The 24229-nt window shown below is 42.3% G+C and carries 21 protein-coding genes and 1 tRNA gene; 20 read left to right on the top strand and 2 right to left on the bottom strand.

Translation table 11 applies throughout. From position 1 onward, the window contains the following. The first annotated feature begins 72 nt into the window (after positions 1–72). The 10 genes from HXT50_RS04800 (at position 73) to nucS (ending at position 12425) form a co-directional block, all read left to right on the top strand. Entirely contained in the window at positions 73–2478 is a 2406-nt protein-coding gene (locus HXT50_RS04800; protein ID WP_421777075.1) for a DNA polymerase III subunit gamma and tau, read from the top strand. 5 nt (positions 2479–2483) lie between these two features. After that, entirely contained in the window at positions 2484–3092 is a 609-nt protein-coding gene (gene recR / locus HXT50_RS04805) for a recombination mediator RecR (protein WP_004105782.1), read from the top strand. A gap of 129 nt (positions 3093–3221) precedes the next feature. After that, entirely contained in the window at positions 3222–3986 is a 765-nt protein-coding gene (locus HXT50_RS04810) for an aspartate kinase (protein WP_112928851.1), read from the top strand. A 63-nt stretch (positions 3987–4049) separates the two neighbouring features. Next, on the top strand, positions 4050–4619 hold the full coding sequence (locus HXT50_RS04815; RefSeq protein WP_421777076.1) for an ACT domain-containing protein: 570 nt from the start codon (positions 4050–4052) through the stop codon (positions 4617–4619). A gap of 84 nt (positions 4620–4703) precedes the next feature. Further along, positions 4704–5771, top strand: a complete 1068-nt coding sequence (locus HXT50_RS04820) for an aspartate-semialdehyde dehydrogenase (RefSeq protein WP_421777077.1) — start codon at positions 4704–4706, stop codon at positions 5769–5771. A gap of 52 nt (positions 5772–5823) precedes the next feature. Beyond that, complete coding sequence (locus HXT50_RS04825) at positions 5824–6444, top strand: DUF5701 family protein (RefSeq protein ID WP_004105772.1); 621 nt, start codon at positions 5824–5826, stop codon at positions 6442–6444. A gap of 109 nt (positions 6445–6553) precedes the next feature. Then, positions 6554–7255 carry an ABC transporter ATP-binding protein gene (locus HXT50_RS04830; protein WP_004105770.1) on the top strand — a complete coding sequence of 234 codons (702 nt, stop codon included), beginning with the start codon at positions 6554–6556 and terminating at the stop codon, positions 7253–7255. Between the two features lie 85 nt (positions 7256–7340). Beyond that, a complete protein-coding gene (locus HXT50_RS04835; protein WP_421777146.1) occupies positions 7341–10022 on the top strand; it encodes an FtsX-like permease family protein in 2682 nt (893 codons plus the stop codon). Positions 10023–10247: 225 nt separating this feature from the next. Further along, entirely contained in the window at positions 10248–11681 is a 1434-nt protein-coding gene (locus HXT50_RS04840) for an amino acid permease (RefSeq protein ID WP_100066591.1), read from the top strand. Positions 11682–11717: 36 nt separating this feature from the next. Further along, positions 11718–12425, top strand: coding sequence for an endonuclease NucS (gene nucS, locus HXT50_RS04845; RefSeq protein WP_004105764.1), 708 nt, complete (start codon positions 11718–11720; stop codon positions 12423–12425). A gap of 97 nt (positions 12426–12522) precedes the next feature. Here the strand turns inward: nucS and HXT50_RS04850 are convergent, their stop codons facing one another. Further along, complete coding sequence (locus HXT50_RS04850; protein WP_064340281.1) at positions 12523–13509, bottom strand: FKBP-type peptidyl-prolyl cis-trans isomerase; 987 nt, start codon at positions 13507–13509, stop codon at positions 12523–12525. Positions 13510–13588: 79 nt separating this feature from the next. Between HXT50_RS04850 and HXT50_RS04855 the strand changes: the two genes are divergently transcribed. The 3 genes from HXT50_RS04855 to HXT50_RS04865 are packed head-to-tail and all read left to right on the top strand — an operon-like array spanning position 13589 to position 17509. After that, positions 13589–15385, top strand: coding sequence for a hypothetical protein (locus HXT50_RS04855; protein ID WP_421777078.1), 1797 nt, complete (start codon positions 13589–13591; stop codon positions 15383–15385). Continuing rightward, a complete protein-coding gene (locus HXT50_RS04860) occupies positions 15378–16442 on the top strand; it encodes a hypothetical protein (protein WP_421777079.1) in 1065 nt (354 codons plus the stop codon). Before HXT50_RS04855 ends, HXT50_RS04860 begins: the two co-directional genes overlap by 8 nt. Before the next feature lie 41 nt (positions 16443–16483). Continuing rightward, positions 16484–17509, top strand: coding sequence for a tetratricopeptide repeat protein (locus tag HXT50_RS04865; RefSeq protein ID WP_004574175.1), 1026 nt, complete (start codon positions 16484–16486; stop codon positions 17507–17509). Between the two features lie 99 nt (positions 17510–17608). On the opposite strand, the gene HXT50_RS04870 is transcribed toward HXT50_RS04865, so the two are convergent. Next, a tRNA-Met gene (locus tag HXT50_RS04870) sits at positions 17609–17682 on the bottom strand. Positions 17683–17837: 155 nt separating this feature from the next. Here HXT50_RS04870 and HXT50_RS04875 point away from each other — a divergent pair. The 7 genes from HXT50_RS04875 to HXT50_RS04905 all read left to right on the top strand — a co-directional run bounded on the left by HXT50_RS04875 (position 17838) and on the right by HXT50_RS04905 (position 24226). Further along, on the top strand, positions 17838–18869 hold the full coding sequence (locus HXT50_RS04875) for a homoserine O-succinyltransferase (protein WP_421777080.1): 1032 nt from the start codon (positions 17838–17840) through the stop codon (positions 18867–18869). Positions 18870–19068: 199 nt separating this feature from the next. After that, positions 19069–19923, top strand: a complete 855-nt coding sequence (gene atpB, locus HXT50_RS04880) for a F0F1 ATP synthase subunit A (protein ID WP_004105753.1) — start codon at positions 19069–19071, stop codon at positions 19921–19923. Between the two features lie 100 nt (positions 19924–20023). Beyond that, positions 20024–20257, top strand: a complete 234-nt coding sequence (atpE, locus tag HXT50_RS04885) for an ATP synthase F0 subunit C (protein WP_004105752.1) — start codon at positions 20024–20026, stop codon at positions 20255–20257. Between the two features lie 60 nt (positions 20258–20317). Continuing rightward, complete coding sequence (locus HXT50_RS04890; protein ID WP_101885844.1) at positions 20318–20860, top strand: F0F1 ATP synthase subunit B; 543 nt, start codon at positions 20318–20320, stop codon at positions 20858–20860. A 98-nt stretch (positions 20861–20958) separates the two neighbouring features. Beyond that, a complete protein-coding gene (locus tag HXT50_RS04895) occupies positions 20959–21540 on the top strand; it encodes a F0F1 ATP synthase subunit delta (protein WP_421777081.1) in 582 nt (193 codons plus the stop codon). Between the two features lie 16 nt (positions 21541–21556). Beyond that, positions 21557–23218 (top strand): F0F1 ATP synthase subunit alpha, encoded by a 1662-nt coding sequence (gene atpA / locus HXT50_RS04900; protein WP_012913755.1) that lies wholly within the window; start codon positions 21557–21559, stop codon positions 23216–23218. Between the two features lie 3 nt (positions 23219–23221). Next, complete coding sequence (locus HXT50_RS04905; protein WP_004574170.1) at positions 23222–24226, top strand: F0F1 ATP synthase subunit gamma; 1005 nt, start codon at positions 23222–23224, stop codon at positions 24224–24226. Positions 24227–24229: the final 3 nt, after the last annotated feature.

The raw sequence follows: 24229 nt of genomic DNA on the forward strand, positions 1-24229 counted from the left end.
CGGGTGGCGGCTGCTGATAGTCTTAACTAAGATATATCGGGGAAATAGTTAGGTCGCGGTAGGTTAGGAAACATGGCACTTGCACTGTATCGTAGATATCGTCCTGACACGTTTGATGGTGTTATTGGGCAGGATCAGGTTACCATACCTTTGTCTAGAGCATTAGACCAAGGGAAAATAACGCATGCATATTTATTTTCTGGACCACGTGGATGCGGTAAAACAAGTTCTGCGCGAATTTTAGCTCGCTGCATTAATTGCGAAAAAGGACCAACTTCGCACCCATGCGGAGAGTGCCAAAGCTGTAAAGATTTAGCTACTGGCGGTGCAGGTTCTATCGACGTTGTAGAGATTGATGCTGCAAGCCATAACGGTGTCGATGATGCTAGAGAGTTGCGTGAGCGTGCTGGTTTCGCTCCTGCTCGTGACCGTTATAAGATTTTCATTCTCGACGAAGCTCATATGGTTACACAGCAAGGTTTTAATGCTTTGCTTAAGATTGTAGAAGAGCCGCCTGAGCATGTAATGTTTATTTTTGCTACCACTGAGCCGGATAAAGTTATTGGCACTATTCGCTCGCGTACACACCATTATCCTTTCAGACTTGTGCCTCCAGAGGTAATGTCTCCATATCTTGAAGATATTTGCAAAAAGGAAGGTATTCTGCCGCAGCCGGGAGTTCTTCGCCTTGTTATGCGCGCTGGTGCGGGATCAATGCGAGATACGTTATCTGTGCTCGATCAGCTTATGGTGGGTGCTGTTGATGGTTCAATTTCTTTGGATTCTGCGGTTGCTTTATTAGGTTTTACGCCTAATTCATTGATTAGCGAATTCATTGACGATCTTATTAATCATGATGGTGCTTCGATATACGATGTAGTTCGTCGCGTTATTGTTGGAGGTTACGATACTCGTAAGTTTGTAGAAGATTTATTAGGTAGAGTTCGTGATTTGTTGCTTATGGTATCTGCAGGTCCTAAAGCGGCTTCAAGCTTACTTAATGATGTTTCTCCAGAAGATTTGGAAATATTGAATAAGCAATCTGCAAGCATGACATTGCATGATTTAGCACGTATGGCTCAAACAATTAATGATGCTTTAAGTGCAATGGCTAGTGCAATTTCTCCTCGCATGAATTTGGAAATTTTAGTTGCTCGTTTGCTTGCAGACAGCGAAACTTCAAATACTGTTGCAACTAATTTGCGCATCAATAACGTGCAACAACAAAATATTTCCACTTCTAAGCAGAATATTCAAAATAAAGTATCTTCTGGTGCTCATTTCGTAGGTTCTACACGCAATAAGAAATATGTTTCTGCAGATAGTGAGAATAATAGTACTTCAAATTCTTCACTACCTTCTGAAACTACAGCATCTCCTATTGCTAAAGCAGAAACGCAATCTGCTACAAACACAAAAGAAACGGAATCTAAAAAAGTGTTTTTGAACGATGCGCATAATGCTAATTCAAAGAATGATTCCATGGATACTGATGCAATGTGGGATAAAGTAGTTTCAAAATTGCCTGATGACGTACGTGAGTATGTAACTCGTGAGTATGTTCCTACAGTGCAACTTACTTCAGCACAATCAGGTCGACAGCGTCTTATTTTGACTTTTAATGAGCCTATGAGTCAACATGCGTTTGCGCTCGCAGTATGCACTACTTCTCCATATGATGGACAAAAAGTGCCAAAAGTAGTAATGAATGAAGTGCATGAGATATTTGGCACGCAAGTAATGATTGCTCCTGCACCAGTTGCTGCTAATGGTGAACAAGTAGAATCTGTTGCTCGAATGGATCCGCAGAAGCTTGCAAAAGTTAAGCGCGATATTTTATTGCGTAAAACAGGTATATCTGCTGGTTTTAGTAATAAAACTGATTCTGATAGCAGCGGAATAAATAAAAATCCTACTAAAAAAGAATCTTCGGGTTTTAGTGGCGCTGATGGCTCCGCAGCATCAGTAGCTTCTGAAAATACTGCGGATGAGTTAAGTGATGTTGCGAATGCGGATGATGATGTTTGGGCAGACATGTCGTCTATGCCTATGTCGGATGTGATTGCAATGCCAGAAAACTCTTCTTCTGAAGAGTCTTCTTCTAAAGGCTCTTCTATTGAAGATGAGCCTATGAATCATGATGACGAGATTACAATACAGAAGAGTTCGCATTCTCATAACCAAGATGAAGCTATTTCTGGTGTCTTGGATCAAGATAAACTACAGTCTCAAGTTCAGAATGCAACTAATACTTCAGAATTGTCTGCTGAATCAATTCAGACTACTGTTTCTCCTACGAATGGAGCTACTGCTGACGAATGTTCAATGGACGATGCTTCATTAGAATCAGCAACATCTGTAAGCACTGATGAGCTTAAACAAATTTTTGAAGTTAAATCTGTTGAAGAATTTGCTTCTACTGATCCTAAAAATCCTAAAAATGCGATTATGAGCGTTAAGAAAAAGCAAGAGGAGTAGTTACAGTGCATAATTCATCGTCATATGATGGAGCAATTGGTCGCTTAATTGAAGCATTTTCAAAGCTTCCAGGGATTGGACCTAAAGGCGCTCAGCGTATTGCGTTTTACTTACTTTCTTCCTCGGATAAAGATGTTCAAGAGCTAATAGACGCAATTAATAACATGAAAGAAAGTGTGCGTTTTTGTGATGTATGCGGAAACGTATGCGAGCAGAGTCCTTGCATAGTATGCGCAGATCCTCGGCGTGATCATAGCAAAATTTGCGTAGTTGAAGAACCTAAAGACATTATGAGTATTGAGCGAACTCATGAGTATTCAGGTGTTTATCATGTTCTTGGTGGTGCAATTAACCCAATGGCAAATGTTGGGCCTGGGGACTTAGCAATTACGCAATTACTTGAACGTCTTAAAGATGCAAAAGTTCAAGAAATTATTCTTGCGCTTGATCCTGATATAGAAGGTGAAGCGACTGTTACGTATTTGGCTCGATTGCTCGATCCTCTAGGAATTAAAGTTACTCGCTTGGCAAGTGGATTGCCTGTTGGTGGAGATTTAGAGTATGCGGATGAGATCACTTTAGGTCGTGCATTTTCTGGCCGTCAATCTGTGTAATTTTGAATATTGTTTTTATGTGCACAAATCATTATCAATAAATAGGGCATAGTTGGTAGTCTGATATCGAAGCCATTATTCGGCATATCCTGTGCGTTTATCAATATTGACATGAGCAAGGGGTAAAAATTGGCGCTTATCGTACAGAAATACGGTGGTTCTTCTGTAGCGGATACGGATTCCATACAACGTGTTGCCAAACGCATTCTTTCTACAAAAGCAGAAGGCAATGATGTTGCTGTTGTAGTTTCAGCGATGGGAGATACAACTGACGATTTAATTGATCAAGCAATGAGTGTAAATACTAATCCTCCTGCTCGCGAAATGGATATGCTTATGACAGCAGGCGAACGAATTTCTATGAGTTTGCTTGCAATGGCTATTCATGCTCAAGGATCTCATGCTTATTCTTTTACTGGTTCTCAAGCTGGATTTATGACAGATACTCAGTTCGGAGCTGCGCATATTCGTGCGGTTAAGCCTGATCGTGTCAGAAGAGCTCTTAGCAAAGGCAGTGTTGCAATTGTTGCCGGGTTCCAAGGAATTAACGAAGTTGGAGATGACACGACTCTCGGTAGAGGTGGTTCGGATACTTCAGCTGTAGCTCTTGCGGTTGCTTTAGGTGCTGATATATGTGAGATTTACACGGATGTAGATGGAGTATTTACTGCAGACCCACGTATTGTGCCAACTGCAAAACGTATTCCTGTAATCGATTATGATTCGATGCTTGAAATGTCATCTTGCGGTTCGCGCGTACTTGCGTTGCGTTGTGTTGAGTACGCTCAGCGTTTTGGTATGCCTCTTCATGTTAGAAGTTCATTCTCACATAGGAACGGAACGCTTATAGTTCCAAATAATATTAATCCGAACGATTTGCCTAATCTGAGTTAGAAAATACGAAACTAAATATTAATAGATAATGTCAAATAATCTTCGAGCTTAAAGGCGGTAACAATGGTAAACCACGATATTCTTTCGACTATGGGCGATTTATTTCCTGATTTAGGTCCGGAAACTCCTGTTATTTCTGGCGTTGCTCATGATCGCAGTGAGGCAATGATTACGGTTCGCGGTATTCCAGATATTCCTGGTATGGCTGCGAAAGTATTTACAACTCTTGCAAAAGCAAATGTAAATATTGACATGATTGCGCAAGCAAGTGCTTCTACTGGTACAGCAGATATTTCTATTACTGCTCCAGGAGCGTCAATGGAAGCAGTCCGTAAAGTTCTAGAAGAAGCGCATGATGAATTGAAATTTACTTCTATGGATGTCGTTCCAGTAGTAGGAAAAGTAGCTGTTGTTGGCGTTGGTATGAAAACACATTCAGGTCTAGCTGCTACCTTCTTCACTGTGCTAAGTGAACATGGTATAAATACTTTGATGATTTCTACTTCGGAAATTCGTATTGCTGCCATGGTTCCTGTTGAACAAATTGATGAAGCTGTTCGTGCTTTGCATACTGCTTACGGTTTGGACGCAAGCCAGGTTGAAGCAGTAGTGTACGGCGGAAGCGGGCGCTGAAGCAATTTAAATTATTAAATTAACTAAATTGTAGAATTGTAAAAACTGTAGAAATTATACGTACTTACTTTTAGGGGAGTCTCGATGACAATTATCAACGAAAAAGGCGTGAACGTGGCAGTACCTGGCGCAACTGGCCAAGTTGGTATGGTAATGCGTCGAGTGCTTGACGAGCGCGATTTTCCAATAAAAGATTTACGTTTTATGGCTTCCGCTCATTCTGCTGGCACAGTTTTGCAATATCGTGGCAAAGACGTAGTCGTAGAAGATGTAGAAAAAGCAGATTTGCACGGGATTGACATAGCTATTTTTTCTGCAGGCGGCGGAACTTCAAAAATTTGGGCTCCGAAATTCGCTGAAGCTGGCGCAATTGTAGTAGATAATTCTTCGCAATGGCGTATGCATAACGATGTGCCTTTGGTAGTTGCGGAAGTAAACCCTGAAGATTTAGAGACTATTCCAAGAGGAATAGTAGCAAATCCAAATTGCACAACTATGGCTTGCATGCCTGTATTAAAGCCGCTTGCTGATGCTTTTGGATTAAAACGTTTAATTGTTTCGTCTTACCAAGCTGTTTCTGGCGCCGGTCGAGCCGGTGCTTTGCAACTCATGAATGAGGCTCAAGCTGCATTAAACCAAGGAGCAGATAAACTCGTTTTCGACGGTAGTGCAATAGATTTCCCTGAACCTACAAAAGTTGCTTGTACTATTGCTTTTAATGTAGTGCCTTTTATTGGTTCAATAGTTGATGACGGTTCTGAAGAAACTGACGAAGAACAAAAATTGCGCAATGAAAGCCGTAAGATTTTGCATTTGCCAAATCTTGCAGCCTCATGTACTTGTGTGCGCGTAGGTGTTTTCACTGGTCACGGCATGAGTGTAAACGCTGAGTTTGAGCATGATGTAACTCCAGACATGGCTCGCGAAGTATTAAGCAAGGCTGAAGGAGTTGAGCTTAACGATATTCCTACTCCTCAGCTAGCGGCAGGAAAGTCTGCAAGTTATGTTGGTAGAATTAGGCAAGACCAAGCGATCGATGGAAATAAGGGATTGGCACTTTTCATCACTAACGATAATTTGCGAAAAGGTGCTGCACTAAATGCTGTGCAATTGGCTGAAATTATTGCTAAAAAGCGTAATTTCCTAAACTAATTATGGTTATATTGCGCTCGCGATTATGTAAGATTTTGCGTAAACTGGAATTATGTCAATAGCATCTGAAGAAATACAGCAGCAACTCGATCGTATAGTGGCACTTGGGTATCCAGATGTGGCTGATATGAGTGCCGATGCTTTTCGTAAGTTGGCAAATCCTATATTGTGTGCGCTTGAAAATAGTAGTTTAGGTGCGAATATTTTATTGGTTCCTACGCGTGAATTAGTTTCGCCTGAATCGTTGATTTCTCGTACGAGTATTAATCGTATGGCTGGATTCACCACTATGCCTCCGCGAGATATCATAAGTTTTCTTCCCAAAGACGGGTATGAGTTTCCTAAAGGCCCGTTCTATATAGTCGTCGATCCACATACTGGCTCATCGTATTTGAATCGAGAGCCTGATGTCGCTCGTAAGCTTATTGATTCTGATGAACGTTTGCCTCTTACTCTTGAGGAAGGGCTTGCTATTGCAACACAGCATCCAGATTGGCTTGAAAGCAAGAATGGATTTAATTTGCTTGGTTCGCAAAGCGCAGATGGGCGTGTGCCAAGTATATGGATGAGTCAGTGTGCTCCGCGTTTAGGTGCTGTTTGGCCAAATTCTCGTCATACTTGGCTTGGTAATGCATATTGCATGGAAAGATGTGGAGTGTCGTCGCTGAAGTAAGTTAGCGAATTTTGCGCTCATTTAGTAAAATAGTACGAAATATAACGGTAGATAATACAAATAAAGAGAAGTTGAATTTTTATAGTTTCTCATATTGTGAAGGTGCATTGTGGCATATATAACTTTTGATCATGTAGTGAAAGAATACCCATCAGGTTCTGGTGCTGTGCGAGCTTTAGATGATGCCAGTTTTACTGCACAAAGCGGTGAGCTTACAGTAATCTTAGGTGCATCTGGCGCTGGAAAAACTACAGCATTAAATATTTTGGGCGGCATGGATACTGCAACAAGTGGTCGTGTTGTTGTTGGCGATTGCGATGTTACTAAGCTAAAAGGTCGTAATTTGGTTCGCTACCGCAGAGAAGACATTGGTTTTGTTTTTCAATTTTATAATTTAGTTCCAAATTTAACTGCTCTTGAAAACGTAGAGTTAGCTTCGCAAATTTGTGCAGATCATTTTGACCCTGCTCAAACGCTTATTGATGTTGGCTTGAAAGAAAGGCTTCATAATTTCCCAGCGCAACTTTCTGGCGGTGAGCAGCAACGCGTATCTATTGCGCGCGCTCTTGCTAAAAAACCTAAACTATTGCTATGTGACGAGCCTACTGGTGCTTTGGATTATGAAACAGGTAAGGCAGTATTGCAATTATTGCAAGATATTTGCCGAACTGAAGGCATGACAGTGCTGATTATTACTCATAATGCTGCCATTGCTCCGATGGCTCACAAAGTTGTTCGTTTCCGTTCTGGGAAAGTTGTAGACGAAACTGTGCAAGAACATCCTATGGCTATAGCCGATATTGAGTGGTGATTAGGTGGTTGTTATGCGGAAAGTAGCAGCAGTTTCAAAGCAATCTGATAATAAAAATGCCAATAATGGTGGTGAAGTTAAGCGCATGCATTCGTTGCTGCCAATAGTATTTATTAGCGCAATTAGAATGTGGGTTCGCGAATGGCGCCGCTTTTGCGTTCTTGCGGTTATTGCAATGCTTGGCGTTGCTGTTATGACTGGTATTTATGCAGGATGCAACGACATGTTTCTCGCTACTAACGATATGTATGCGAAATTGCATGCTTATGATTTGCAAATCGTATCTACTCTTGGTTTAACTAAAGACGATGTTGCAGCATTACGCGCGTTGCCAAGTGTGAGTGAAGTTGAAGCAGAGCGTTCTTGGAAAGCAACAGCGCACGCAACAGATGATGCAAAGTCTTCATACGCAATGAATTTCGTGCATTATGTAGAATCACAAAAAAATCTTAATCGCTTGCATTTGCTTAAGGGCAACATGCCTAAAAATAATAGTGAAGCTGTTGTAACTCAGCGATTTTTACACGATAGTGGATTGAGCATTGGCAATGTGATAGTAGTCAACGTGCAGCAAAATGCAGGCGTTGGAAGTCTTGGTTCTTCTAATTCAAAGTCTAAAACTTATCGTTTGCGCATAACTGGTAGCGTGCTAGATAGCAACGATTTAAACAATCCTGATGGCTATCAATCTAAAGCATTTCGTAACTCTGTGACGTCTAGATATCCAATATTTACTTCTGCTGCTCCTGATAACGTGACTAGCTTGCCGTATACAGCAATATCGGTGCGTTTGAATGATGCTCAACGTGTCAATGTTTTTTCTAAAGATTATCGTGGCATTGTTGACGATGCATCTGAACAGATTCAGGAACTCGTGCAATCTAAACGCGAAACAGCTCGACGCAATCAAATTATCGACAAACAAGTTAATTTAAAATTAAAAAATATTATTGCAAACGATCCAAGGCTTCAGCGTGCTCCAAATTTTGTTAAAGAGCAAGCAAAAAAGCAAATTCGTAAGCAAATTAAGTCAGAGATTCAAAAACGTGTTCCTCAAGCTCAATGGCATATATCTACTCGCATAGCTAACGATAGTTATGCGAGTTTGCGTTCTGACGTTGCTTCAATACAGTCACTTGGATACGCTTTCCCAGCAGTATTTCTTGTTGTAGCAATGATGATGAGTTTAACTGCTATGGCTCGTATGGTTGAAGAAGAGCGAGGGCTTATTGGTACATACTTAAGTTTGGGATACGGTCGTTCTACTGCAGTAACAAGACATGCTTTCTTCGCGATATTTGCGTGCTTTGTTGGCGGCGGAATTGGCGATATTATGGGTTTTCTTGCAATCCCTTCACTTTTACTAAAAATCTTGCGTGGTTTATACGCTGTGCCAGACGTTAGGTTGAAGTATGACTGGCTATATGGCTCTTTGTGTGTGCTAGCATTTGTGATTCCTGTTGCAATATGCACAATCGTTGTTAGTTGGCGAGAAACAAAGCAAGTTCCTGCAGCTTTGTTAAGACCAAAAGCTCCAAAAGCTGGTTCTCGCGTTCTTCTTGAAAGGTTGCCTTGGATTTGGAAGCGAATGAGTTTCTTAAATAAGGTTACCGTTCGCAATTTGGCGCGATTTAAAGGCAGATTGTGCATGACTATTGGTGGAGTTGCTGGTTGCACAGCGCTTATTGTTTGCGGTCTTGCTTTGAACGATACTGTTGCGACCTTGGGTATTCGCCAATACGAGGGAATTTATCGATACGATATGATTTCTATCTCGGCTCCAGGATCTTTCCAAAATATGAAGAAAAGCGTTGAGCAAGACAAGTCAAACAATAAAGTAGAAACTATACTTCCGGCTTATGTGGGCTCTGGAGAAATAGCTAAAAGCCAATCAAATAAGTCGAATAGTCGTCATGTTGAGGATGCGGAAAGCGTGCAGTTGATTGTTGTAAAAGACACAAAAGCTTTGTCTCATCTTGTAAATTTGCAGGATGTGAACAATAATTTGCAAACTATTAAACTTACGGATGAAGGTCCGTTGCTTTCTCAAAGCGCTGCTGTATCTCTGGACATTACTCGTGGTAGCGAAATTAATGTGACGAATACTAGTTTTAAACGTGCGAAGGTTAAAGTTAAAGCTATTGTTCGTAATCTTATCGGTTCTAATATTTACATGACTGAACGTTGCTACGAACGCTTATTTAATGGTGAAAACAGTAAGCTTCTGAAACATAATGCGTTAATTTTGCGTTTGCGCGGTAGCGATAATAATAAAATTAAATATGCTGACAAGGTTTCTGAACGTGACGGTGTGCTTGCTGTTATGAATATTACGCGTATGAAGCATGCTTTTAGTTTTGATCTTATGAATGCTGTTGTTGCTTTAATCGTAACTTTGGCTGCTGGCTTAGCTTTAGCTGTGCTTTTTACTCTTGCAAGTACTAATATTTCGGAACGTACTCGCGAAATGGCTACGCTGAAAGTTCTTGGTTTTTATCGTAGAGAAGTTCATTCCTATGTGCATAAAGAAATGCTTACCTTAACTGTTATCGGCATTGCAGTTGGATTGCCATTAGGAAGGCTTATTGCAGGATTGTTGACTAGCGCGCTTCGTATGCCGTCTTTGTATTTTGAAGTTGAAGTAGCTCCTTTAAGCTATTGCATTGCTGGCGTTGCAACACTAATTTTTGCGTTAATTGTGCAATGGGCTACCAACCCAGCTTTGGATCGCATAGATCCAGTAAGCTCACTTAAAAGTGTGGAATAGTTGCGCGAATTGTGGAATGCGTAATGAATAGTTAAGGGTTCCTATAAAATTAGAAATTCGTGGCTATTAAGGAACGGAGTTGTAATAATGAGTGAGACTGTGAATAGTGACATTAATGTAGGTTCTAAACAAACAGAATCTACAGAGACGCACAATAGCACATCTTCTCATAATCAATCTTCTAGCGTATCTGCGCAAGAAAATGCAAGTAGCAATACAAACCAAATGGAGCGTAGTCTTACCAAGCGTCATGTGCAATTTATTGCTATTGGCGGCACAATTGGAACAGGTTTGTTCCTTGGTTCTGGAAAATCAATTAGCTTAACAGGTCCGAGTATTGTATTCGTTTACATTATTGTGGGCTTGATTATGTTCCTGCTGATGCGTGGTATTGGTGAGCTAATGTACAAGGATCCAAACCAGCATACTTTTATTAGTTTTATTACGCGTTATCTTGGCAGAGGTTGGGGTAATTTTGCTGGATGGTCGTATTGGTTTGTGCTTGTACTTATTGGTATGAGCGAAATTACGGCAGTTAGTACGTATTGCGTCACATTCTTCCAAACTTTCGATATTGACGTAAGTCATTGGAAATGGCTTATAGAAGTAGTATTTTTAGCGGCTTTAGTGTGCATAAATTTGGTAGCTGTAAAGCTATTTGGGGAAACTGAGTTTTGGTTCTCAATGATTAAAATCACGCTAATTGTTGCTCTTATTGTTACAGCCGTAGTTATGGCTTTAGTTGGTTACCATTACTCTGCAGCTCCTTTGCATGGTGGCGTAATAAGTCCTGCTGGTCACGCTGGATTAGATAATATTTTCAACAATTTTTCGCTTATGCCAAACGGATGGCTTTCTTTCTTAATGAGCTTCCAAATGGTGTTTTATGCGTACCAGCTTATTGAGTTTGTTGGTGTGACTGTTTCGGAAACTAAGAATCCTCGTCAGGTTTTACCAAAGGCTATTAACGAGATTATTGTGCGCGTACTAGTTTTCTATGTTGGCGCTCTTATAGCGATTATGCTTATTGTGCCGTGGCAACAGTTTAAAGCTACGAATGCGGAAGGCGTATTTATGTCACCATTCATTATGGTGTTCCAATACGCAGGATTGCATTGGGCTTCTGCGCTTGTGTTCTTTGTGGTTATTACAGCTGCTTCTTCTGCGCTTAATTCTTTGCTGTATTCTGCTGGTCGCCACATGTATCAGATTGCGCTTGAGTCACCTTCGCCTCTTTTGGGTAAGTTGCGTAAGGTTTCACGCACGAAGGTTCCTGCTCGCGCGATTTTGTTCTCGTCTGCTTTGATTCTTCTTTCGCCAATTATTAATTCGATCCCTGGCATTCATGGTGCGTTTATTTTGTTTGCTTCGGCTTCTTCTGCAGTGATAATCATGATTTATATTTTGATTATGGTTACGCATCGTAAGTACCGTGAATCTGCTGATTTTATGCCAGACGGTTTCGTTATGCCGCATTATAAGCTTTTGAATTCTATTACTATAGCGTTCTTTGCTTTTGTGTATGTGACTTTGTTTATTAGTGACGATACACGAGCTTCTGCAATTGGTGGACTAGTGTGGCTCGTATTGTTCGGCGGATACTGCGCCTTACATCAGCATTGGCAGAATCGCGATTTAGCTGAAGCTTTGGGGAAGTAGGGTACTTCTTTACTTGATTTCTGTTATGCTTGCTGTGTGCGAATTATTGTTGCAGATTGCAGTGCAGAGTATACAGGTAGGTTAAATGCCACGCTTCCTTTAGCTAAGCGAGTGTTGCTTATTAAAGCAGATGGCAGCGTACTTATTTTTTCTGAGCTTGGTGCGTATAAACCTCTTAATTGGATGGTAGCTCCTTGTACTATGCGTGTTTTACGTAAAGAAGATAGCGGCGAATCCGATGCTGGCATTGTTGTAGATGGCTGTATTTTGCGTGTTGCTGCTGCTAAAAGCGATGATTTGCTTATGATTTCGCTTGAGCATGTTTATAGTGATAATACTTACGATTTGGGTGAGGATCCTGGCTTAGTTAAAGATGGTGTTGAGGATCATTTGCAACGTTACTTGGCTGAGCAGATTGAACGAATCGGCGATGGTGCCACGTTGGTGCGCCGTGAATATCCTACGGCTATCGGCCCAGTGGATATTATGGCTCAGGACGCGGATGGTGTACATGTCGCTATTGAGATTAAGCGGCATGGCGGTATCGACGGCGTTGAGCAACTTACGCGTTATTGTGAGTTGCTGAATAGAGATCCGTTACTTAAGCCGGTTAGAGGTATTTTTGCTGCGCAAACTATTAGTCCACAAGCCCGTGTTTTGGCTGAGGATCGTGGATTTACTTGCTTAATATTGGATTACGATGAAATGCGTGGAGTCGAGTCCAACGATCTTCGTCTGTTCTAAATATGTGTTCTAAATATGTAAAAACCCCTCGGGAAGGAGGGGTTTATTATTTATGAATCGCTAGTTAATTTTGCAACAGTTTGCAAAATTACAAATCTCACGAAGCATAAAGAATATCGACTACAAAGTACAGCGTGGCATTTGCAGGAATAGTTACGTTTCCGCGCGCGTCCTTCTTTTCTTCTTTGCCGTAGCCATCTTCTGGTGGGATTACCAAAAGAACTTGGGAACCAACTTTCTTTCCAGTTAAGCCTTTAGTCCAACCAGGGATTACTCCTCCAGCAAGTTGGAAGTCTGCAGGTATGCCACGAAGCCAAGAAGAATCAAACTGATGAAGTTTGCCGTCTTTATCGGCAGTCCAACCAGTGTAATGAGCGGAAACTGTGTCTTTTGCAGTTACTTTTTTGCCGGTTCCTTCAATCAAAGTCTGAGAAACAAGCTTTCCGTCTGGAACGTAGTTATTTTTATCTAAGGTTGGTGCTCCAGATTTATCAAGAGTTACCTTCGGCAAATTTGCGGGAATATTCGTAACAGCTTTGCCTGTTGCTCTAGTTAGAGATTTTGATCGCGAAACCATTGTAAGAACCATAATATATGAAGGATTTTTGGCTCCTCCGCTTACGCCCAAAGCAATAGTCGTATTAATTTTTTTGCCCTTAATTAAAGCGTAATATGGTCGGCTTGTAGAGTTTTTATTAATGGAAATTGAGCAATCAACTTTGCCTTCTTTCCAAGTATTCATAAGCTCTTTGCCGGTTTTGGAGTCGAACACAATGCCCTGAGAGCATACGCGATCGCCTTCTTTAATTGTTTCTCCGTTGCCTCGTTGCAAAACGGCATAAGTATTTTGCTTTACTTTTACAGGCGTTTTCAGCGTTATTTTAGGCTTTTTGCCCAGCTCTCCCGATGCGCTTACGCCTTCCAGTAACTGCATTCCAGCTTTTTGAGCGTTTTCATCAGTTAAATTGTTATTGTCAGAATTTTCTCCGCATGAAGCAAGCACTACGCACATTGCTACTGCGCTAATAGTTGCGAAAGCGCGAAGTAAAAGAGATTTTTGTCCTAATGTTTTGATTTTTTTCATAGCCTCACATTACCGCTTGACGCTGATTTTTACATCAAAACATGCAAGTAATATTAAAAGACTGTAGAATGGTATCGTTATGACAAATATAGAAGATGCTTCTGATACAGAAGGACGACCAATGCGACGACCAATGCGACGGCTCACTTTGCGCAGTAAAATCATGCGCGGCGTTGTAGCTCCATTTTTTGCTTTGCTTGCAGTATTAAGTGTTGTTCTTGGTGTTGCCAACTCAACATTTTGGAAGCCTAGTAATGTGGTTATTGCGTACGCTAAAGTATCTGGAACTCGTTATATTGTCACTGATCCTGGTGTTTTGAATCTTGTAGATAACAGGGTTCGTATTAGTGTCGCTGCTTTGCATACGCGTAAGCCTATTTGTGTTGCTGTAGGTTTAACGAAAGACGTAAGAGGCTGGGTGGCAGGTTCTCCAGTACAAAGAATTACTGGTTTGCGTGATTGGAATAATCTTTCAGTTTCTGAAGTGTCTGGTAGAACCTCTGTGCAAGCGGGTGACTCTGTGGACATTAAGGATCCTGACGTAAAATTCCAAGAATCTAATTTATGGCCTATAGTTACATGCCAGCTTGGTTTAGCGAAATTGGCAATAAATACTGCAGATTATGTTCAATCTTCTGGTTCTGCGTCATACGATCATGCTGTTGCAAACGGCACAATGTCTAAATCAGGCACTCGCTCTAGTAAGTCAAATAGCTCTGATACTGCTTCTTCTGCACTGCGTTCGCAGGCTGCTAGACGTGTTTTGCTAATTGATTTGGGGGATAATGTACCGGAAGCTTCCATAGAATTGCGGTGGCGTCGTAATCAAATTCCAGATTTTGCAACGCCTTTATATTTTGTAGGAGCACTTTTTGCAGTATTAGCTATACTTTCTGCAACTATTTTTGCAATGGCTCCGCATCGTCGTCGTAATAAGCAATTAATAGCTAGCCGTTCAGGAGCGTTGGCAGTAAAGTCTGCACAGCGTGACGAAGTCACCTTTGCTGAGGCGATTTCTGGAACCTTGTCTGGTATTTTTGGTCACAAACGACACAAGAAGGATTCTGGAAGTCACGCAAGGCATGGGGGTCATGCACGTCGTCGCAAAGATTCAATGCAAAGCGGCGACTCAAATGGTATGCAAACTCGAATTGCGTCTGCTTCTACAGCGGTTGCATCTACTGATTCTTTGGCTGAAACTACTGTTATTGCACAAGATGAAATGCTTGCGTTTGCCGCGCGCTTTATGCAGCAACATGACGATAATTCTTATTTAGATGACTTAGGCAATGTTGATGATGAATTTAATGATTTGCACAATCAGGATGCTGCGGCAAACGGGGAAGATTTAGCAAATGCGGAAGATATAGGAAATGCGAAATATTCTGGAAATTCAGCAGAATCAGCAAATTCAGAAAATAAGCAATATAAGCGGAATTCTCAGAATATTAAGACTCCGCGAAATAAGAAAAAATCTTACGCAAGCGCGTCGGATGGCAATAGTCTGAACGATCATAAGGATAAGCATCAGCAGCAAAATAAGTATGCACAGCAGAATAACAAGAGGCGTAACCGTCAGAACGATAGAAACAATGCTAATAATTCTGAAAAGTTTGCAAAGAAACGTTTAGAAACGGTCAAGCCTTCAGATAGTAATAGCAAGATTTCACATGAATCTAGTAAGAAAAAGCTTAATGATCACGAAAACTATCGCAACTCAGAATCAAACAAACGTCAAAATTCGTCTAAAAATAGCAACGATAAGCAGTCTCGCATAAAACGAAATGGGTTTAGAGGAGACGGTGGTAACGGTCGTTACAGAAAAAATGGGAAAGGCTACCGTGGTAATTCTTCAAGTGAGCGAGGAAATGAGTAAAATGCGTAATACTAATGTCGATATTCATCGCGTAAAAAGTAAAAATAGAGGCGTATTGCGCAACAACATAGTCACATTAATAGCATGTGTTGTATCAACGGTTATGGTAACCGGATTATCTGCTTGCGATGGGCAGGTGCCGAAACCTGCTGAAGCGCGTAGTAATCAAGAGTTGCCTAATGTGACTATGCTCCAAGAAAAAGATATCCGCTTGGGGTTGCTTCGCACTCTAGAAAAGGCAAACGACGAAAAAGATGTGGATTCATTATCTCAAGCAGTTTCTGGACCTGCTCTCGATATTCGCACGAGCGAGCTTACGATTGCAAACAAAACTGGAAACTTAGATCCTAAGACCACTATTCCACGTGAAGCCGCGCAAACTATTGTGCCAACTAATTCTGGTTGGCCAAGAGATTTAATGACTATTACAACTACTACTAAAGATCAACAGTCAAAACGTTTGCTGGTTTTACGTCAACAGAGAGCGCGTTCGAATTATAAACTTTGGGCTGTTGCGCGCTTATTCCCTGGAGTGCATCTTCCTAAATTTGCTGTGCCAAGTATTGGTTCTTCAATGGGTAAATCTAACGATACTGGTTTGGTGATGACTCCAGATGAAGCGGTAGCTGCGTATGCAGACGTTTTACAAAATGGTGAAAACAGCAAGTACGCGAAGCATTTTGCTGACGATTATTTGCGTAAAAAGTTAGTTGAACTTTCTAAAGCAGTGCAAGCTGGAATGGAGCGAAATAAAGGCTCTCAAGAACAAATCTTTACACCAAATCTCAAACAAATAAGCATTATGCGTTCAAGCGATGGAAGCGATTTGGTTGTTGCGCGCATAGATTCTGTGTGGACTCGTAAAGCTGGTGAAGGGCGTGAATCTCGTCCTGCTTCTGATGAAGAAAAAGCATTATTTGGCGACGGTAAAGCAAAAGGTACTATGCGAGTAACTTACGTAAATGTTATTGCTCTAGTAGTTCCTCCAGCTAGTTCTCATATGAAGATTATTCCTGTTGGTGCTGAGCGTCAGCCTATTAAGGTAGAAGCTTTATAAATTTTGTAAGTACAATTTAGTGTGCTTGGAAAAGAGGAAAAATGGTGAGTAGTAAAGCGCAAGGCATGAATCCTGGCGGATTTTCGCTTGCTGGGGCTGTAGATTTAGAAGGCGTAAAGCGTCGCGTAGAAGCTCAAGCTAAGCAAGCTGCTAAAGCTGCATCGGGCTCTACTGGTTCTTCTGCTCCAAAAGCTGGCGGCTATGTAATCGATGTTAATGAGCAGTCTTTTCAGGCGATGGTGCAAACGTCTGTAAGTTTCCCAATTGTTATTTTGCTTTGGCAAGCTAATGACGAGGCCTATTATGATGTGGCACAGAAATTAGCGGATGCTGTTAACGCGCTTGACGGTCGTATGCAGTTAGCTCGTATCGACTCTGATGAAAGCCCAAGTATTGCTCAAGCATTGCAAGCGCAGCAGCTTCCTGCAATTTACGGTTTAATTGGCGGACGTCCTATGCCTATTGCGCAAGGTTTACCTAGCGACGAGGAATTACAGCAGATTTGTGGCACTATTTTGCCGCAATTGGTTCAGGTTGCTGAACGCTCTGGTGTTGCTGGAACTGCTCCTTTTGTGGAATCCTCGGTTGAGAAAAAGTCTGAAATGTCTAAAGACTCAGATCAAGATAGTTCCGGGAATAACTCTGTTGAGAATGTTCCGCCTGCTCATGAGCAAGCTCATTCGCTTGCTATGAAGGGTGATTATGAAGGTGCTGCACGCGAGTATGCAAAAGTAATGGAAGCAGATCCTCATGATGTGCTTGCATCGCGTGAACATGCAAAAGCTTTGTTGCTTTCGCGTAATACTAATACTGATGTTGCTGCGGTTAGAAAGGCTGCTGGCGATAATAAGGATGATTTAGATTCGCAGCTTGCAGTAGCAGATGTAGATATGATTGACGGTCATATTGATGACGCTTTTGGGCGACTGCTTGACTTCCTTGCATCTGGTCATAAGAGTGATGCGGATGCTATTCGTTCTCGTATGCTTGAGTATTTTGCCATACTTCCTGCAGATGATGAGCGTCTTGCGCGCGCTCGTCGCCGTCTTGCAATTCTTCTTTATTGATTATTGCGCGATGACGCTTTTGGGCGACTTATGTAGTATTAAACAAAAAAGCCAAGAACCACAACAATCGTGAGAAATTTGTGTGATTCTTGGCTTTAGTAGCGGGGCATGGATTTGAACCATGGACCTCTGGGTTATGAGCCCAGCGAGCTACCGAGCTGCTCCACCCCGCGTCGGCTACTTTTAGCAGCTCTATCTACGATAGGTGCAAATTTAGATTTGTCAACTTTCGGGCGTGTCTCGCTGTATTTGGTTAGAATTTTACGATTCGTGTACATGAGTGACATAGACATAATAAACATAAACAAGTGTGGAGTATAATAAACACATGCCTATTAAGATTCCTGAAGGATTGCCAGCGCGAAGCATATTAGATGCTGAGCGAATTTTTGCATTGGAACGCCCAGAAGCAGAACAGCAGGATGTTCGACCACTTCGTTTGTTGATTTTGAATCTTATGCCCAAAAAAATCGAGACAGAAACTCAGCTTTTGAGACTCATCTCTAAGTCTCCTTTGCAAGTTGACGTCGATTTTATGAAAACTTCTACGCATGTATCGACACATGTTAGCGCTGATCATTTAGTAAAATTCTATGAAAATCTTGACGCACTTCGTAACAACTATTACGACGGATTCGTTGTGACGGGCGCTCCTGTTGAGCATATGGAATTTGAAGAAGTCGACTACTGGCACGAATTTACGCAAATTCTTGACTGGGCATCAACACACGTCTTCTCAACAATGTATTTGTGCTGGGGCGCGATGGGCGCGCTTTACTATCGATATGGCGTAGAAAAGCATGTTCTCAGCAAAAAAGTTTTTGGCGTGTTCCCGCAATATTTGCAGGATGAGTACTGTTTTCTTACAAATGGTTTTGATGAAATCGCTTTACAACCGCATTCTAGAATAGCGAGTGTTGATGTTGACAGCATTTCTGCAGATCAGCGTTTACAAATTCTTACGTATGGTCCCGAATCTGGTCCGGGCTTAGTTGCTAAGCGTGATTTTTCTGAAGTTTTTGCGCTAGGACATTGGGAATATGGCAAAATGACTCTTGCGCAGGAATATGAGCGTGACATGTTAAAAGGTTTGAGCAACGTGCCATTTCCTTACAACTATTTCCCTCATGACGATCCAAAATTAGAGCCATTATTTTCTTGGCGCGCGCACGCGAATTTGCTTTGGCGCAACTGGCTTAATTGGGTGTACGAAACTACGCCTTACAATCTTTCTGATATTCCTCATTTAAGAACTGCTGGAAGGCTTGGAACTGAACGTTCTATAAGGCATGAGCCGGCTTCTCCGCGCTCCGATAATTTTTATCCATTTGACGGCATTAAGTACGGTATGAACAAATAAATTTTGAAGTTGCGTAATTATGTACAAGCAAAGAGTACAATCAGCAATTAGATATATTTTTCGTTTCGTGCCCCGCGCCTTACGAAATATGAAACATATGATCTAGTTGATATATATGCCGCGAGAATGATTGAATTGAGTATGTGAGTGAGCGGCACTGAATTGAGGCGTGTGAACGGATTGCTATAAGGAGGCACTTATGGATGTGATGGTTGATGTTTTACAGAAGACCACGACTGTAGCTTCTACTGTAGCTTCGAATAAACCAGAGCTACCTGATATTAGTGAGTTTTTGCCTCCAGAGATTTTGTTCCAAGGCACTCCATTTGCCATGAACCGAATTGTTATGGTGCGTATTATTATGGCCGTAATCGTTATGATTATTTTTGGCATTGGAGCAGCTCGCGCAAAAGTGGTTCCAGGAAGATTCCAAAGCGTGCTAGAAATTCTAATGGACTTTGTGCGATTTAACATTGTGTACGAAATGATTGGCGAAGAGCGCGGCAAGCGTTATGTGCCAATGATAACAACTCTTTTTATAACAATATTTTTCTTTAATCTTTGCTCAGTTATTCCAGGCTTAAATATGGCTGCAACCGCAACTATTACAGGGCCATTAGTGTTTGCTCTTTGGGTTGTATGCCAATACTTAATAACTGGAATTAGAGAAAAAGGATTCCTAACGTTCTTCCGTGAATCCTTGTTCCCAGCAGGCGTGCCATGGCCAATTTACTTTATTCTTACGCCATTGCAGCTTCTGGAATTGTTGATTGTGCGACCACTTTCGCTTACAATCCGTTTGTTTGCGAATATGATTGCTGGCCATTTGCTGGTGGCCACTTGTCTAGTATTCACCAACTTCTTTGTGGTGGATTCCAGCAATAAACTCCTTGCCTTAGGCGGTGCATTATGGCTGCTTGGTGGCATTCTGTTTACAGTATTCGAAGTAATAGTCGCAGGCTTGCAGGCGTTTATTTTTACCGTTCTTGCATCTGTGTATATTTCGGAAAGTTACCCCGAGAAAGAAGAAAAATCTGCTGTTGCTATTGCATAAATAGGTAAAACTAATTAAAGCTAGTTAAAGCAAACAGATAAAACAGGTTTAATAATCTTAGGGTTTATAACTGGTTACTGTTCCTAAAGAAAGGAAACCAATGAATAGTATCATCGCTCTCGCAGGATTGACGGGCAACCTTAGCATTCTCGGCTTTGCCGTTGCTACTCTTTCCCCTGCTATCGGAATGGCAATGGTTGTATCCAAGGCTATGGAATCCACTGCACGCCAGCCAGAAGTCGGCAACCGTATTCAGTTGTTCATGTTTATTGGCTTGGCATTCATTGAGGTTCTGGGCTTGCTCGGATTCGTTGCCTACATTATGGGAAGCTGAACCGAACGAAACAACTCGTTCCAACGCATACAAGTGTTGAAAGAATAGAAAGGACAAGCCATGGCATATGCAGCCGAAACTAATAAACTGGCGTTGTTCTTGCCGGAGCCTTACGACGTTATATGGTCGCTGGTTGTTTTAGTTGTTCTTGCAGCGTTTTTCTACAAGTTCGTTATGCCTAAATTCCAGGCAATTCTTGATGAGCGTGCAGAAAAAATTGAAGGTGGAATGGCTAAGGCTGCTAATGTGCAGCGTGAAGCAGACGAGTTAAAGAGCCAGATTGAAAACGAACTTTCTCAAGCTCAAACTGATGCTGCAAATACTCGTGAAGAGGCTCGGTCGGAAGCTTCAAAAATTATTGGCGAAGCTAGACAACGCGCTGAAAAGGATGCTGCGAAGATTATCAGTGAAGCACAGCATTCTATTGAGGCTCAGCATAAGCATGCCATGTCCAGCCTCCAAGGAGAAGTATCGGTTCTTGCAGCAGCTTTAGCTGGCAAGATTCTTGCATCCAAATTGGATGACGATACCGTCAGTTCCAAGATTATTGATCATGTGATCGATGAAGTTGGAGACACTAAAAATTCGGATCAAAGCAAGTAAAGTAATGTGCAAAACTGAATAATCGCAAAATAAAATTACGGTTATTTCATTTTGTATTATTTGCGTTACTTCGTTTTTACAGAAACGAGGAGGTAAGAATGCCAGAAAAGGCAGCGCGAGTAAACGATAGTTTGTCGCGTTCTTCGCTTGCTCAGGCCATCTCAGATGCGCACGATGAAGCGCAGCGCATTTCGGACGAGCTTTCGTCAATGATGGACATGATTGATAAGTATCCTGAGCTTTCTGATGCGATTACTGATCCGAATAGGTCTTCGGAAGATAAGTCTCGCCTTATTGACGAGCTTATTGGAGGTAAGGCGCACCCTGTTGTATTGCGCATTATGCATTATCTAGTAGGAACTTGGCACGGAGGTGCTGAAAGCGGTAAAACCGGTAGCTTCGGTGGTGCTTGGTCAGGATTTGAGCGTGAAGCTGGCGAAACATTGGTTACAGTTACTACTGCTCAGCCGCTTACAGATAAGCAAATTAAGCGTTTGATTGAAATCTACAGCAATAAGTTGGGTCATCGCGCATACATTAACCCAATTGTGGATCCAAACGTGCTTGGTGGTATGCGTATACAAATCGGTGATCAAATAACCGATCGCACCATGTTGATGCAGCTTAAGCAGTTGCAGCGTTCTGCACGAAATGGTGCTTGGACACAGGCAGTGAAGTAGTAAATTAAGGAGAATTATGGCGGAACTATCTATTGATCCCGCCCTGATACGCAAGGCACTCGACGGGTTTGTTGACTCGTATAAGCCTACCGACATGCCAACGCAAGAAGTTGGCTATGTTGTTACGGCTGGTGACGGCATTGCGCACGTAGCTGGATTGTCCGGCTGCATGGCAAACGAGCTGCTCACATTCGAGAATGATACCTTGGGTCTTGCGTTCAACCTTGATGCACACGAAATCGGCGTTGTTATTCTCGGCGATTTTACAGGCATTGAGGAAGGGCAGGAAGTATACCGCACAGGCGAGGTGTTGTCTGTGCCGGTTGGTGACGCTTATCTTGGTCGTACCGTTGATCCGTTGGGTAATCCAATCGATGGTTTGGGTGCGATTGAGTGCAGTGAGCGTCGTATTCTTGAGGCCCAGGCTCCAGACGTTATTCACCGTCATCCAGTCGATGAACCATTGTCTACTGGTTTGAAGGCTATTGACGCAATGACGCCAATAGGTCGTGGTCAGCGCCAGTTGATTATTGGTGATCGTCAAACAGGTAAGACTGCAATCGCAATAGATACGATTATTAACCAGCGGGCTAACTGGGAAACTGGAGATCCAAAGAAACAGGTTCGCTGCATTTATGTAGCAATCGGTCAAAAGGGTTCCACTATTGCTTCAGTGCGTCAAAGCCTTGAAGAAGCAGGAGCTATGAAATACACCACAATCGTGGCAAGCCCAGCTTCTGATTCTGCAGGTTTTAAATACATTGCACCTTACACTGGTTCTGCAATCGGTCAGCACTGGATGTACAACGGCAAACACGTTTTGATTGTTTTCGATGATTTGTCGAAGCAAGCAGAAGCATACCGTTCAATTTCCTTGCTTTTGCGTCGTCCACCTGGGCGTGAAGCTTACCCAGGCGACGTGTTCTACTTGCATTCTCGTCTGCTTGAACGTTGTGCTAAGCTTTCTGACGATTTGGGTGGCGGTTCTATGACCGGTCTTCCAATTATCGAAACCAAGGCAAACGATGTTTCTGCATACATTCCAACCAATGTGATTTCTATCACCGATGGTCAGATCTTCTTGCAGTCTGATTTGTTCAACGCAGGTCAGCGTCCAGCAGTAGACGTTGGTATTTCCGTGTCTCGTGTTGGTGGCGCAGCTCAGGCTAAGGCTTTGAAGAAAGTCTCCGGCATGTTGAAGATTTCCTTGGCTCGTTACAAGTCTTTGGAATCCTTCGCAATGTTCGCTTCTGATTTGGATGCAGCCTCAAAGGCACAGCTTACTCGCGGTGCTCGTTTGACTGAGCTACTTAAGCAGAAGCAGTTCTCTCCTCGAGCAATGGAGCAAGAAGTTGTTTCTGTGTGGGCTGGTACTCATGGAAAGCTTGACGATATTCCTGTGAAGGATGTGTTGCGTTTCGAAAGCGAATTGTTGGATTACTTGGATAAAGGAACCGACATTTTGCAAGTAATTCGCGATACTGAAGACTTCACTAAGGAAACTGAAGCTAAGCTTGATGCAGCCATTGATGATTTCCGTAGGACGTTTAAGACATCTGCTGGCAAGCCTTTGATTGTAAAGGATTCTTTGCCGCCGGCTGAAAACCCTGCTCCTGTTGAGAAGGAACAGCTTGTAGCTAAGCCAAAAGCAGACAGTCGCGAGCCTGAGGGGAAGTAGCGTATGTCCTCCCAACTTGCATTGAAATCGAGAATTATTTCCACACAGTCTTTGGGTAAAATCTTTAAGGCTCAGGAAATGATTGCGTCTTCTCATATCGCTAAAGCGCGAGATATTGCGCTTAATGCTAAGCCTTATAGTGACGCAATTTTCGATGCCGTGCAGGCGTTGGTAGCTCATCACGAAGCAAATATTAAGCATCCTATTTTTGGTAAAGAGCATGCCGGCAATCGCGTAGCGGTTTTGGCTCTTACCTCTGATCGTGGTATGGCAGGTGCGTTTACGTCTTCGATTATTCGTGAGACTGAAGCACTTCTTGCAAAACTCGATGCAGAAGGTAAGCATGCAGAACTGTACGTGTACGGTCGACGCGGTGCAACTTACTACAAGTATCGCAATCGCGATGTGGCAGGTACTTGGGAAGGTTCTACTGACCATCCTGACGTTACTATTGCTGAAAAGATTTCCGATACTTTAATGGACGCTTATATGACGCCGGAAGCAGAAGGCGGAGTTTCGGAACTGTATATTGTGTTCACTGAATTTATAAATATGGTGAGGCAAAAAGTTCGTACGTTACGCATGCTGCCAGTTGAGCTGGTTCCTTTGAAGGACGGTGAAGAGTTTTCTATGCATCGTCCTGACTATGAAGCAGCATCTGGTCCTTCAGCAGCGTTGTCGTCTACGAGCGCAGTTTCGGCTCGTGAAGAAGCAGTTAGCCGCAGCAATCCAGAAGCTGTGGAGTATTGCTTCGAACCAAGCCCGGATGAAGTATTGGATGCTGTTTTGCCGAAGTATATTCAGTCTCGTATTCACGAGTGCTTACTTACTTCTGCTGCTTCCGAAACGGCAAGCAGACAGAACGCTATGCATACGGCTACAGATAACGCCCGCAATTTGGTGGATGATTTGACAAGAAAGCTTAATGCTTCTCGTCAGGCATCCATTACTCAAGAACTTACCGAGATTATCGGCAGCGCTGATGCGCTGAATAATGAGGAGGATTAGGAG

The sequence above is a fragment of the Gardnerella sp. KA00243 genome, assembly GCF_049244105.1.
Lineage (GTDB): Bacteria > Actinomycetota > Actinomycetes > Actinomycetales > Bifidobacteriaceae > Bifidobacterium > Bifidobacterium leopoldii.

Coding starts and splice junctions, on each gene's coding strand:
- HXT50_RS04800 (WP_421777075.1), top strand. CDS start 73: ATGGCACTTGCACTGTATCGTAGATATCGTCCTGACACGTTTGATGGT.
- HXT50_RS04815 (WP_421777076.1), top strand. CDS start 4,050: ATGGTAAACCACGATATTCTTTCGACTATGGGCGATTTATTTCCTGAT.
- HXT50_RS04820 (WP_421777077.1), top strand. CDS start 4,704: ATGACAATTATCAACGAAAAAGGCGTGAACGTGGCAGTACCTGGCGCA.
- HXT50_RS04825 (WP_004105772.1), top strand. CDS start 5,824: ATGTCAATAGCATCTGAAGAAATACAGCAGCAACTCGATCGTATAGTG.
- HXT50_RS04835 (WP_421777146.1), top strand. CDS start 7,341: ATGCATTCGTTGCTGCCAATAGTATTTATTAGCGCAATTAGAATGTGG.
- HXT50_RS04840 (WP_100066591.1), top strand. CDS start 10,248: ATGGAGCGTAGTCTTACCAAGCGTCATGTGCAATTTATTGCTATTGGC.
- HXT50_RS04850 (WP_064340281.1), bottom strand. CDS start 13,509: ATGAAAAAAATCAAAACATTAGGACAAAAATCTCTTTTACTTCGCGCT.
- HXT50_RS04855 (WP_421777078.1), top strand. CDS start 13,589: ATGACAAATATAGAAGATGCTTCTGATACAGAAGGACGACCAATGCGA.
- HXT50_RS04860 (WP_421777079.1), top strand. CDS start 15,378: ATGAGTAAAATGCGTAATACTAATGTCGATATTCATCGCGTAAAAAGT.
- HXT50_RS04865 (WP_004574175.1), top strand. CDS start 16,484: ATGGTGAGTAGTAAAGCGCAAGGCATGAATCCTGGCGGATTTTCGCTT.
- HXT50_RS04875 (WP_421777080.1), top strand. CDS start 17,838: ATGCCTATTAAGATTCCTGAAGGATTGCCAGCGCGAAGCATATTAGAT.
- atpB (WP_004105753.1), top strand. CDS start 19,069: ATGGATGTGATGGTTGATGTTTTACAGAAGACCACGACTGTAGCTTCT.
- atpE (WP_004105752.1), top strand. CDS start 20,024: ATGAATAGTATCATCGCTCTCGCAGGATTGACGGGCAACCTTAGCATT.
- HXT50_RS04890 (WP_101885844.1), top strand. CDS start 20,318: ATGGCATATGCAGCCGAAACTAATAAACTGGCGTTGTTCTTGCCGGAG.
- HXT50_RS04895 (WP_421777081.1), top strand. CDS start 20,959: ATGCCAGAAAAGGCAGCGCGAGTAAACGATAGTTTGTCGCGTTCTTCG.
- atpA (WP_012913755.1), top strand. CDS start 21,557: ATGGCGGAACTATCTATTGATCCCGCCCTGATACGCAAGGCACTCGAC.
- HXT50_RS04905 (WP_004574170.1), top strand. CDS start 23,222: ATGTCCTCCCAACTTGCATTGAAATCGAGAATTATTTCCACACAGTCT.